The sequence below is a fragment of the Bacillus sp. SH5-2 genome (assembly GCF_008368905.1).
GTDB lineage: Bacteria > Bacillota > Bacilli > Bacillales > Bacillaceae_G > Bacillus_A > Bacillus_A luti.
The window spans coordinates 619,632-632,347 of record NZ_QOSD01000020.1 but is presented as its reverse complement, the minus strand read 5'-3'; the positions used below and the strand labels follow the sequence as shown (position 1 = coordinate 632,347).

The window sequence follows — 12,716 nt, the reverse complement described above, 5'->3', positions numbered from 1 at the left end:
TTATTTCACCTCAATCGGCTCTTCAACTAATTCCCCGTTAAGAGACCAAGTTTTTGCTTCCGTTACTTTTACTTTCACTAGCTGACCAATTAAAGATTTTGAAGCCACGAAGTTTACAAGTTTATTCGTACGAGTATAACCTGCAAGTACTTCAGGATTGTTTTTACTTTCCCCATCCACTAACACTTCTACAATTTGGCCTTTATAACCATTATTCTTTTCAATTGCCAACGTATTTACTAGTGTATTTAAGCGTTGCAAACGTTCTTTCTTCACTTCCATCGGTACATTGTCTTTCATTTTTGCAGCTGGTGTACCTTCGCGCGGAGAATAAATAAATGTAAACGCAGTATCAAATCCTACTTCACGATATAACGACATCGTTTCTTCAAATTGCTCATCTGTTTCATTTGGGAAACCAACGATAATATCCGTTGTTAGTACTGCACTTGGAATTGCTTCTTTAATTTTTCGTACTAACTCTAAATAATGCTCACGTGAATATTTACGCGCCATAATTTTTAGCATTTCTGTACTTCCAGATTGAACTGGTAAATGAATATGTTCTACTAGGTTTCCACCTTTTCCAAGCACTTCAATTAAGTGATCATCGAAATCACGTGGATGACTCGTTGTAAAACGAATACGGGCAATATCAACTTTACGGAGTTCATCCATTAAATCGCCAAGACCGTATTCTAAATCTTCAAAGTCTTTCCCATATGCATTTACGTTCTGTCCAAGTAATGTAATTTCTTTATAACCATTCGCAGCTAAATGACGAATCTCTTGAATAATATCTTCTGGACGTCTGCTTCGCTCTTTTCCGCGTGTATACGGTACAATACAATATGTACAGAACTTATCACAGCCATACATAATATTTACCCAAGCTTTAATATCACCACGGCGTACTTTCGGAAGGTTTTCAATTACGTCTCCTTCTTTTGACCACACTTCAACTACCGTCTCCTTCGAGAACATTGCATCTTTTAGGATGTACGGTAATCTATGAATATTATGCGTTCCAAACACCATATCTACATGCTGATTTTTTTGCATAATTTTATTTACAACAGATTCCTCTTGAGACATACAACCACATACACCAATTAAAAGGTCCGGATTTCTTCGTTTTAGTGACTTTAAATGACCTAGTTCACCGAACACCTTATTTTCAGCATTTTCACGAATGGCACAAGTATTTAATAATACTACATCTGCATCTTCAGTTGAAAAGGTTGGTTCATATCCAAGTGCAGTGAAAATACCCGCCATTACTTCTGTATCATGCTCATTCATTTGACAACCATATGTACGAATATAGAACTTTCTTCCTGTACCAAAATTGCGAAACTCTTCAGGTAAGCCAAAATCCCGTTCAATTTTAACTTCTTCTTTCCCTCGCTTTTTTGCGTCTTTTAAGGAAGGTGGTTGGTATACACTTTCAAAGTATTTGCTATAATCTTTCTCGTCTTTTTTCGTAGAGGAATTCACTTGTTGACTTGCTAATCGTTGCTGCTCGTTCATCGGTAATCTCCTTTCACCCTTAACTATACACACTCTATAGTCCATTTTAATGCGCTTAGACCCACCTCAAAAATGGTTAGATAGCTTGAGAGATAACTTGTCCTTTGAAACTTGAGTAATCAATCTAATCATCTATAAGAATGAAGTCTTCCCCACACAAATAGACATTCCCTTTTTGTATTCCTTTTGTCCTATCCAAAAGCATATTGCTTTATCCCTATACACATTACCATAGTATGAAGCGTTTCGCCAATTTTTACAAAGAAGAAGGCTTATCCTATTATTACATTTCCTAGTTAATGAACATGCAATTTTCATACAACGATTTATATATTATTTTACCATTCTGAATTTTCTAAGTAAATATAACTACCTTATATTTTTATTCATTAAAAAAGGTTGCCAAATGGCAACCTCCTCTTCTTACATTACATAAATTCAGCAACAAGTTCATCAAACATTTTCTGATCCATATTTAAATCAGATTGCACTAAAGGCTTCTCACTATAGCCTTTTACAAGTTCTTGGTATGAAGGTTGCGCTGTATTTTGATAAATTAAACCTGTTACTAATCCGTTATTTTCCATTAACGTTTGCATAGCCATCATGCGATTAGACGGATCATATCCCTCTACTGTACTTAGTTTTGTTAAATTCTCTTTAAACCAATCGTAAGTATTTACTTTATTGTAAGTAACACATGGGCTAAACACGTTAATTAATGAAAATCCTTTATGATTAATACCAGCTTCAATAATTTGTGTTAATTCTTTTAAATCACTTGAAAAGCTTTGCGCCACAAATGTTGCACCAGCTGTTAAAGCCATTTCCATAACATTTAGTGACGGTTCAATTGAACCTTGTGGTGTACTTTTCGTTTTAAATCCAGCTTCACTACGTGGTGAAGTTTGCCCTTTTGTTAATCCGTAAATTTGGTTATCCATTACGATGTACGTAATGTCGATATTACGACGAATAGAATGGATTGTATGTCCCATACCGATTGCAAATCCATCACCGTCACCACCTGATGCGATAACTGTTAAATCACGATTTGCCATTTTCACACCTTGTGCAATTGGAAGGGCACGACCATGAATACTATGCAAACCATATGAATTAATATAACCTGAAATACGACCTGAACAGCCGATACCAGAAATAACAGCAAGTTCATCTGGGTTTAAGCCAACGTTAGCTGCCGCACGTTGAATTGCAGCTTGCACCGAGAAGTCTCCGCAACCTGGGCACCAGTTTGGTTTTACACTGTTACGAAAGTCCTTAAATGTTGCCATTTAGTACAACCCCTTTTTTGCATTCGTTGTAAATCTCTTTTGGCAAGAATGGGTTTCCATCATATTTTAAAAGACTAGAAATTTTCTCACCATTACCAAGATTCATTTTCATAATGTTAGCAAGCTGACCTGTCGCATTGTTTTCTACAACTACAACGCGCTTCGCATTTTTCACAAGTGGATCGATTTCAGCTGTAGGGAACGGGTGAATTAAACGCACATGAGCATGGTTTACTTTCATACCCTCTTGTTCTAAACGCTCCATTGCCTCTTCGATCGCACCACGAGTTGAATTAAATCCAACAAGCAATACGTCTGCTTCGTCATGCTTAACATTTTTATAAACAGGGGTATTAAACTTCAAGTTATCCATTTTACGGAAACGTTTGTCCATTTGATCTTTACGGTTTATTGCTGATTCAGAAGGTTTACCCATTTCATCATGTTCTACACCTGTAACATGGTGAATACCATTTTTCATACCCGGTAAAACACGTGGTGAAACGCCATCTTCTGTTACTTCATAACGCTTGAAGTATGCTTTATTCTCACGTTCTGGTATTTCTATGTCTAAATCAAGCTTACCACGGCGAATTTCCACTTTATCTAACTTAAGTGGTTCTACAGTTTGTTTCCCTAAAGAAAGCTGTAAATCTGTTAAGAAGATAACAGGAACTTGATATTCTTCAGCTAAGTTAAACGCTTCTACAATATCATAGAAAGCTTCTTCAACTGTACTTGGTGCCATTACGATTTTTGGAATCTCACCATGCGTACCGTAAATCATCGCCATTAAATCAGACTGCTCTTGTTTCGTTGGTAATCCCGTACTTGGACCACCACGTTGTGTATCAACAATTACTAATGGTGTTTCTGTAATACCCGCTAAACCAATGGCTTCCATCATTAAAGAAAGACCAGGACCAGCAGATGCTGTTAACGTACGAACACCAGCATAGTTTGCACCGATTGCCATTGTACAAGCTGCGATTTCATCCTCAGTTTGGATTACTGTTCCGCCAACTTTCGGCAATTTTTTAATTAAGTATTCCATAATTTCAGATGCAGGTGTGATTGGATATGCTGACATAAAACGAGCACCACCAGCTACCGCACCAAATGCGATTGCATCGTTTCCAATCATAAACATACGTTTCTGACCATCAGCTTTTTCAAGCTGCATCATGTTTACTTTCTCACCTAGCAATTCTTTCATATATTGAGAGCCGCGTTTAATTGCGTCCATATTTTTTTGAACGACTTGCTCTCCTTTACGACCAAAGATTTCTTCAACAACATCTAAATAAGCTGTTTCATCTAGTCCTAATACCGCACTTGACGCCCCAACTGCAACCATGTTTTTCATTAATGATGTGCCTAATTCTGAAGCAATGTCTGTAAACGGTATCACATATAGATTCACATCTGTGTTGTCAGGTATTGTTGGATTAAATTTCGCATCGGCAACTACAATCCCACCCGGACGTAGTTCATGGAAATTAAAATCAATTGTTTCTTGATCAAAAGCAATTAAAATGTCTAAATCATCTGAGATCGCGCGTACTTCTGTTGTACTTACACGAATTTTATTATTTGTATGGCCGCCTTTAATACGTGATGAGAAGTGGCGGTAACCGTATAGGTAATATCCTAATCGGTTTAATGCAATACAGAAGATTTCTCCTGTACTTTCAATTCCTTCACCTTGTTGGCCTCCAACTTTCCATGAAAGTTGACTAATCATCTCCTACACCCCTTTTGGCTGCATTCATTGTAGTGTATTTTTTTACAGTAATAGTTTAGCATTTTTTATGCAAATAAACTACAACGGACGCAAATTATGCCTCTTCTGATTTCCCTGAATCTTTAGTATAAAGCTATTTCGTTTTTCATTCTAGTATTAGGTCTTAAAAAAATCAATAATATCAAATGAATTTATTTTAACTTTTCTGAATTTTTAAAACAAAAACTCAAAAACTTATACGTTCAACAAAATTATCGTATAAAAATCGCTCGACCGTAGATGCATCATAGTGTTTGTAAAGCTCATTAACTACATTTTCATACTCTCTATATGCAGTTAAATCTACAACCGTCTCCAAAATCCCATCAAAGTCTGAACCAAAGCCTATATTCTTTTCTCCACCTAATGAACAAATATATTCAATATGTCTTACTATATCTGTTATATTCGCCTGTCTTTCGCTTGTTAAAAATTGCGGTACAAACGTAACGCCAATCACGCTATTTTGCTTTATGAGTGCTCTAATTTGTTCATCATTTAAATTACGCGGATGTTGACAAAATTTATAGCAGTTTGAATGAGATGCAATTGGGTTTTTAGCAATTTCTATAACATCCCAAAAGCTTCTTTCATTCAAGTGAGACACGTCGATCCATAAATGTAACATATTCAGTTCTTGTACAATATGTTTCCCAAAGGTTGTTAAACCCGCTCCACGCGTCTCTAACGCACCGTCGGCTAATAAATTGGCATAGTTCCATGTCAGTCCAAAAGAACGTACTCCTAATCGATAAAATAGCCGTAATTTCATTGCATCCTTTCCAATTGCTTCGCAACCTTCTAATGTTAACAGCGCTCCAATCTCGTCCTGTTTTAACATGTTAATATCATCTTTTGTTTGAATAAACTTCATTCCTGCTAGCGATAGAATTTCACTATGAAAAATATCTATCATTTGTAGCGCAACTTCAAAACGATTTTCGTACGCTACTGTTTCTGGTACATATATAGCAAAACATTGTATACTTCCTTTTCTTTTCTTTAATTGTTCAAAAGTAATATGTAATTGTGGATCATTTCGAAAGTCTTTCTTACCCTTTGCACTCCATAACTGAAAGAGCACATCACAATGGGCATCAAAAATTTTCATTTCCATTCCTCCATTATAAAAACAACCTGTTTGCATAGATGCAAACAGGTTGTTCAAACTTAACGAGGTTCTACAATTAATTTTATTGCTGTACGTTCTTCCCCATCAATCATAATATCTGTAAACGCTGGGATACAAATTAGGTCCAAACCACTAGGCGCTACAAATCCTCTTGCAATTGCTACTGCCTTTACCGCTTGGTTCAATGCACCTGCACCAATGGCTTGAATTTCTGCTGTTCCGCGTTCGCGAATAACACCTGCAAGTGCACCAGCTACAGAATTAGGGACCGACGTTGCTTTAACTTTTAATATTTCCATTCCGCGTTTCCTCCTCGTTTCTTTAAAAAGTATTAGCAATTATTTCACTTTAACTTATATTCACGAGGAATGACGCGTATTCCTGCTAAATTTCTGTAATTTTTCTAAAAAATTAAAAAATAATGACTTATCTAAATTTTAATCTGAACTTACTCAAAAAACGGTTGATCGTCATTGATTAAGATACGCTCAATTTTCTTAGCTTTTCCTGTATTCGGATCCACATCAATTAATACTGCACTTAATTGTGTTCTACCGTTTGTCACTTCAAATCGTACTGGTAAGTTTGTCAAAAATTTCTTCAATACTGCTTCTCGATCCATACCTAAAATTCCATCGTATGGTCCTGTCATACCAACATCTGTAATATATGCCGTTCCACTTGGTAAAATACGATTATCCGCTGTAGGAACATGCGTATGTGTACCTACTACCGCGGTAGCACGACCATCTACATACCAACCTAACGCTTGTTTTTCACTTGTCGTTTCCGCATGGAAATCAATAAAGATAATATTTGTACGTTTTTTTGCAATGTTAATTAATTCATCCACTTTACGGAATGGACAATCAATCGGAGGAAGGAAAGTACGTCCTTGTAAGTTAATAACTGCAACTTCTGTTCCATTACAGTTCACAAAGATAAGCCCTTTTCCTGGAGTTCCTTCTGGGAAGTTAGCTGGTCTTGCAAGGTATTTTGCGTCATCAATAAATTCAAATACTTCACGATTATCCCAAGCATGGTTTCCAAGCGTCACCGCTTGTGCTCCGCACTCTAAAAAGTTTCGATATATTTTTTCTGTAATACCACGTCCACCCGCAGCGTTTTCTCCATTAATGATTGTTACTGTAGGTGTATATTTTTTCTTTAATGCCGGTACGTATTGTTGAATCATACCTCTACCAGGAGATCCTACTACATCCCCAACAAATAATATTCTCATATGTCTTACCCTTTCTATGTACTACATTTTTTATTACTATAGCTTCAAGTGACTTCCTTACAATATATTTATTATAGATTTGTTTCACTTATATACTAGGTATAAATTGAAACTTTAATCAGTTGGGGTTTTCTTCATCCCTACTGATTATTAGCCCTCACCAATCGGACATTTACGGGCAGCCCGATCCCCCGCCTAACTTCTTTGCTTTCGCTGAATTTTGAGGCGGGAGTCTTAATGCCCGCAAATAGCGGGATAACTAATTTTCTTTATTTTAACCAATTCCAACACAAAAAAATAAAGTGGTGTTTCACCACTTTATTTTGCGTATTCCACTGCACGTGTTTCACGAATAACAGTTACTTTAATATGTCCTGGATAATCCAGTTCATTTTCAATACGTTTTCGAATATCACGAGCTAAACGATGAGCTTCTAAGTCATCGATTGTATCTGGTTTTACCAGAATACGAACTTCACGTCCCGCTTGAATTGCGAAAGATTTTTCTACGCCTTCATAAGACTCTGAAATTTCTTCTAACTTTTCAAGACGACGAATGTAGTTCTCAAGCGTTTCACTACGAGCTCCTGGTCTTGCAGCTGATAATGCATCCGCTGCTGCAACTAAAACTGCAATGATAGAAGTTGGTTCTGTGTCCCCATGGTGAGATGCAATACTGTTTATAACTACAGGATGCTCTTTGTATTTCGTTGCGAGTTCAACACCAATTTCAACGTGGCTACCTTCTACTTCATGGTCAATCGCTTTACCGATATCATGTAATAGACCAGCACGTCTTGCTAGTTTTTCATCCTCGCCAAGCTCTGCTGCCATAAGTCCCGTTAAATATGCAACTTCCATAGAGTGTTTTAAGACGTTTTGTCCGTAACTTGTACGGTATTTTAAGCGGCCTAAAATCTTAATTAAATCTGGATGTAATCCGTGAACACCCACTTCAAACGTTGTTTGCTCTCCGACTTCGCGAATATACTCGTCCACTTCACGTCTTGATTTTTCGACCATCTCTTCAATACGCGCTGGGTGAATACGTCCGTCCTGTACAAGTTTATCAAGAGCGATACGAGCTGTTTCACGACGAATTGGATCGAATCCAGAAAGGATAACCGCTTCTGGTGTATCATCAATAATAAGGTCAATACCTGTTAACGTTTCTAACGTACGAATATTACGACCTTCACGTCCGATGATACGGCCCTTCATTTCGTCATTTGGAAGATTTACAACCGAAACGGTTGTTTCAGCAACATGATCAGCTGCACATCTTTGCATAGCAAGAGATAAAATCTCTTTTGCCTTCTTATCCGCTTCTTCTTTCGCGCGAACTTCACTTTCTTTTACCATAACGGCAATTTCATGAGAAACTTCACTTTCTACTTTACCAAGAATAATTGCTTTCGCTTGTTCGCGTGTCAGATTGGAAATGCGCTCTAATTCCGTTTGTTGCTTTTGAACTAACTCTCCCACTTTGCTTTCCAACTCTTCAATCTGTTGTTGTCTCGCTACAAGAGAATCCTCTTTCTTTTCTAACTGTTGCTCGCGTTTATCGAGCGTTTCGTCTTTACGATCAAGGTTCTCTTCTTTTTGCATTAAACGATTTTCTTGTTTTTGTAATTCGCTTCTACGGTCACGAATTTCTAATTCAGCTTCTGTACGAAGTGTATGAATTTCATCCTTTGCTTCTAAAAGCGCTTCTTTCTTAAGTGCTTCAGCCTCACGATTCGCTTCGTCTAGAATACGTTTCGCTTCATTAGCTGCACCATTAATCTTCGCTTCAGCAATAGACTTTCGAACAAAAAAGCCAACAACTGCACCGACTGTTGCAAGCAAAATGGAGATGAGTATCCAAACTGTACTACTCATGATTTCACCTCCCCTTGCTATGAATGAAAAAAGACTGTCGGCATGTACATTGAATACCAACATACAGCAAAGACCGTCGTCCCGCTTTTTTAAGGGACTTTCTTCATTTCACAATTAAAATGTCATATTATTATTTCGGCAAGATTTCAGTCTTACTCCGAATATTACTTCTCTTCTTGAGAAGAGTGTTTCGTATATAAGAAAAAATATACATTCTCATTGTATCTATCGCAATTTTCATTGTCAAGCGTTGTCTACTTTTACTTTCTTTACCTTCAGCCCTAATTCCTATACGGATTTAAAAAGCAGACCGCATATTATGCTGGAAAACCTTAGTAAATCCCAGTTTTTTCATATAAAACGTGCATATATTCTTCTTTACACATAGCCTTTTAGGTAAATTAAATATTTTATCTCCAACGATATACAACGCTTTCATAATGAATTAAAAATAAAAGACACGAGAGCGTGTCTTTTATTTTTAATCAAGAAGATTTGAATCTTCCGTGCCTTCAGCACCAGAATCTTCACCAATTCCGTGATGCTCACGAATAAAGAAGGCAATTTCTTCTCTTAAATCCGTATTTTCTTTTAAGAACTGCTTCGAATTTTCACGACCTTGTCCTAAGCGCTCTTCATTATAAGAGTACCAAGCACCACTCTTTTGAACGATATCAAGTTCAGAAGCCATATCTAAGATTTCACCTTCTCTTGAAATACCTTCTCCGTACATAATATCAACTTCAGCAACACGGAATGGTGGTGCCACTTTATTTTTAACTACTTTTACTTTTGTTTTATTACCAACGATGTCGTTACCTTGCTTTAATTGCTCCGCACGACGCACTTCAAGACGGACAGTTGAATAGAATTTCAACGCACGACCACCTGGAGTTGTTTCTGGCACTATCTATAGATTTTCCATCTCTATAGTCCGGACTATCTCTTCATCTCTTTACAGAGAGCCTTGCACTTCCAGCAGTAGCCTATCATCTGCCGTACCCTACTCAGTTAACTAAAAGTCCTTTTCGGTAGTCTCTACACCTTCCCCATATCACTATGGAGCTTGGCACGGTATTACCCTAAATAATGGTGGGCTTCACCGTTAGCAACTATATGAATAGTTACACCCTTAGGCAATAAGGTTCACAAGGTTTTTTAACATGCTATCACTAGCAAGGGAAACCCATGGTAAACTCCTTAATCTTTACGATTAAGCAACTTGTAGTTGATTTCCAAACATAACCCCAACTTTTTCACGAATTTGGTTAATAAAGATTGCGATTGTTTTTGATTTATTGATTGCACCTGATAGCTTACGAAGTGCTTGTGACATTAAACGTGCTTGTAAACCTACGTGTGAGTCACCCATGTCTCCTTCAATCTCTGCTTTCGGTACAAGAGCTGCTACAGAGTCAATTACGATAATATCAACCGCGCCACTTCGTACAAGTGCTTCTGCGATTTCTAATCCTTGCTCCCCTGTATCAGGTTGTGATAATAGTAATTCATCGATGTTAACACCTAATTTTTGTGCATATACAGGATCCATTGCGTGCTCCGCATCGATGAATGCTGCTTGTCCACCTTGACGCTGTACTTCTGCAATTGCATGTAATGAAACAGTTGTTTTACCTGAACTTTCAGGTCCGTAAATTTCGATAATACGGCCGCGTGGGTATCCGCCTACCCCTAGTGCCACATCAAGTGCTAAAGAACCACTAGAAACCGTAGAAACTCTACGCTCCGCTTGTTCTCCTAATTTCATAATTGAACCTTTACCGAATTGCTTCTCTATTTGTTTTAACGCCATATCTAATGCCGCTTGACGATCACTCATTCAAAATTCCTCCTTAACTGAATTGCTAATCTTATTATACCTATTTTCAATTCAATTTGCCAACAAAAATCGAACATTTATTCGATTTTTTTATTTTCCATTTAATAAAACTGCATTTAACCATTAAAAAAAGCTAAAAGAGATTTATATCTCTTCTAGCTTTTTATACAAATGATAAAATCCATATTTTGCTGAGCGTTCCCTAATTTGCTGACGACTTCCGCTTAAATTAAGTGGAAAGACTACAGTTTGTTCATCCTTAATCGCCAATCCAACAAATACTGTTCCCGGCTCTTTCTGTTCTGAAGCATCTGGTCCTGCTACCCCAGTGAAACTAATTCCGATATCTGCTTTTAATAATTCTTTAACATTTTCAGCAAGATAACGAGCACATTCTTTACTAACCACACCATCCATATGCAATATTTCTTCAGGCACATGCAAAACATGCTGCTTCACATCATTATGATAGCAAATGACACCGCCTTTAAATACGGAAGATACACCCGAAATTTCTGTTACTTGATTTCCGAAGAGACCACCTGTTAAACTTTCCGCACAAGCTAAAGTTAATTCTTTTTTCTTCAATAACTCTATTGCCTTATAATGCAGAAATTCTTGGTCATATCCGTAGAAAAATTCTCCTACTCTTTCTAAAATCAAATCTTCTATACGCTGAATGAGTTTCTCCGCTTCCTCAGCATTTTGATGCTTGGCAGTTAAACGTAATGTCACTTCTCCATCATTTGCGAGTGGGGCGATTGTCGGGTTCGTTTGTCCATCAATTAAATCTTGAACTTTCACCTCTAATTGAGATTCCCCAATCCCGAAGAAGCGAAGCACACGAGAATAAATGTTTTCTCCCGTTGTAAAGTTACGTAAAAAAGGCTCTACATAACTTACATACATCGGCTTCATTTCTTTCGGTGGTCCTGGTAACAAAATATAAACTTTTCCGTTCTTATTTAATCCCATACCAGGCGCCATACCGTGATCATTGGCAAATACAGTTGCTCCATTCAAAACGAGTGCCTGCTTTTTATTATTTTCAGTGAACTCACGACCTGTACGCTTAAAATAATCGCTTATTGATACTAATGCCTTTTCATCATATACGAGCTTTTCTCCTAAGCTAGACGCAATTGTTTCCTTCGTCAAATCATCTTTTGTCGGGCCTAATCCACCTGTAAAAATAAGCATGTCCGCGCGTTCTTCCGCAACTTCAATCGCCTGCTGTAATCGTTTGTTATTATCTCCAACTACAGTATGGTAGTACACGTTAATTCCGATTGAAGCTAACTTTTCAGATAAAAACTGGGCATTTGTATTTGCAATTTGTCCAAGTAATAATTCAGTTCCAACCGCAATAATCTCAGCATTCATCCCAATTCCCCCATAAACCTCTATTTTGAGTTTACAAAAGCAGCTCTATTTTTCCAGAAATAATCCCATCCTGAAATAACAGTAAAGAATAATGCAATCCATATAAAAATATCAGCAACCGGAATATGGATTAGATTTAAAGGTACATCGTGTAATAAATATGCTGCAATCGCGATAATTTGTGTCCAAGTCTTAATTTTCCCTAGCTGATTTGCTGCAACTACTTCTCCTGTTCCAGCAAGTACAAGGCGTAAACCTGTTACTGCAAACTCACGGCTTATAATTACAATAACAATCCAAGCAGGTACATATTGCATCTCTACTAACGTAATAAGTGCCGCTGAAACAAGTAATTTATCCGCTAACGGGTCAAGAAATTTCCCTAAATTCGTTACAAGATTATACTTTCTTGCGTAATGTCCATCGATCCAATCTGTAGCTGAAGCAACAATAAAGATAAGTGCTCCTACTAAATGTTGAATTGGTAAATCAACATCACCAATTGTGTATGAACCCCAATTAAAGGGCGCTAACATAATTACCATAAAAATTGGAATTAAGAAGATTCTAGATATTGTAATTTTATTTGGTAAATTCACAGCTATTCCTCCATCATATCAAAAACATTT

9 protein-coding genes and 2 pseudogenes are annotated in these 12,716 nt (G+C 37.2%); all 11 read right to left on the bottom strand.

Annotated features, from left to right (window positions below; genetic code table 11):
* Positions 1-1,530: a tRNA (N6-isopentenyl adenosine(37)-C2)-methylthiotransferase MiaB gene (gene miaB, locus DN410_RS18485; RefSeq protein ID WP_149177543.1), complete on the bottom strand. Its 1,530-nt coding sequence runs from the start codon at positions 1,528-1,530 to the stop codon at positions 1-3.
* Between the two features lie 428 nt (positions 1,531-1,958).
* Positions 1,959-2,825 (bottom strand): 2-oxoacid:ferredoxin oxidoreductase subunit beta, encoded by an 867-nt coding sequence (locus tag DN410_RS18480; protein ID WP_149177542.1) that lies wholly within the window; start codon positions 2,823-2,825, stop codon positions 1,959-1,961.
* Positions 2,812-4,569, bottom strand: coding sequence for a 2-oxoacid:acceptor oxidoreductase subunit alpha (locus DN410_RS18475; RefSeq protein ID WP_071713261.1), 1,758 nt, complete (start codon positions 4,567-4,569; stop codon positions 2,812-2,814). Before DN410_RS18475 ends, DN410_RS18480 begins: the two co-directional genes overlap by 14 nt.
* 226 nt (positions 4,570-4,795) lie before the next feature.
* The gene (locus DN410_RS18470; RefSeq protein ID WP_149177541.1) at positions 4,796-5,719 is read right to left on the bottom strand and encodes a dipeptidase; all 924 of its coding nucleotides are present in this window, start codon (positions 5,717-5,719) and stop codon (positions 4,796-4,798) included.
* A gap of 59 nt (positions 5,720-5,778) precedes the next feature.
* The gene (gene spoVS / locus DN410_RS18465; protein ID WP_000404341.1) at positions 5,779-6,039 is read right to left on the bottom strand and encodes a stage V sporulation protein SpoVS; all 261 of its coding nucleotides are present in this window, start codon (positions 6,037-6,039) and stop codon (positions 5,779-5,781) included.
* Between the two features lie 149 nt (positions 6,040-6,188).
* Positions 6,189-6,983 carry a TIGR00282 family metallophosphoesterase gene (locus tag DN410_RS18460; RefSeq protein ID WP_003199419.1) on the bottom strand — a complete coding sequence of 265 codons (795 nt, stop codon included), beginning with the start codon at positions 6,981-6,983 and terminating at the stop codon, positions 6,189-6,191.
* A gap of 318 nt (positions 6,984-7,301) precedes the next feature.
* Positions 7,302-8,864: a ribonuclease Y gene (gene rny, locus DN410_RS18455; protein WP_000099774.1), complete on the bottom strand. Its 1,563-nt coding sequence runs from the start codon at positions 8,862-8,864 to the stop codon at positions 7,302-7,304.
* 481 nt (positions 8,865-9,345) lie between these two features.
* A pseudogene (locus DN410_RS18450) lies at positions 9,346-9,768 on the bottom strand (recombinase RecA family protein); the annotation flags it as partial.
* A 327-nt stretch (positions 9,769-10,095) separates the two neighbouring features.
* Positions 10,096-10,704: pseudogene (gene recA, locus DN410_RS18445) on the bottom strand (recombinase RecA); the annotation flags it as partial.
* 144 nt (positions 10,705-10,848) lie between these two features.
* On the bottom strand, positions 10,849-12,087 hold the full coding sequence (gene cinA / locus DN410_RS18440; RefSeq protein ID WP_149177540.1) for a competence/damage-inducible protein CinA: 1,239 nt from the start codon (positions 12,085-12,087) through the stop codon (positions 10,849-10,851).
* A gap of 20 nt (positions 12,088-12,107) precedes the next feature.
* Positions 12,108-12,686: a CDP-diacylglycerol--glycerol-3-phosphate 3-phosphatidyltransferase gene (gene pgsA, locus DN410_RS18435; RefSeq protein WP_088230073.1), complete on the bottom strand. Its 579-nt coding sequence runs from the start codon at positions 12,684-12,686 to the stop codon at positions 12,108-12,110.
* Between the last annotated feature and the right edge of the window lie 30 nt (positions 12,687-12,716).